At 54.7% G+C, this 274-nt stretch carries 1 protein-coding gene; it reads right to left on the minus strand.

Going from position 1 to position 274, the window contains the following annotated elements; translation table 11 throughout:
- Positions 1-274: 7-cyano-7-deazaguanine synthase (locus ACYP03_RS26100; protein WP_459782683.1), on the minus strand; the 274-nt coding region annotated here is incomplete at both ends.

The raw sequence follows: 274 nt of genomic DNA on the forward strand, positions 1-274 counted from the left end.
GATTCAGTGACTGCACAAATGCATCGCGACAATCCGGGTAGCCGGAGAAGTCGGTTTCACACACGCCGGTAATGACGGCTTCGGCGCCTATTTGGTAAGCGTAAATGCCTGCCAGCGTCAGGAACAGGATGTTACGACCCGGCACAAACGAATTGGGTAAGCCGTTATCTTGCAGCTCATGAGACACCGGAATGTTGTCACGGGTCAGTGAACTGATGGCCAGTTCGTTGAGCAGGCCGACGTCCATTACCTTGTGCGCGGCAACGCCTAAGTC

The organism is Photobacterium sp. R1 (assembly GCF_054600795.1).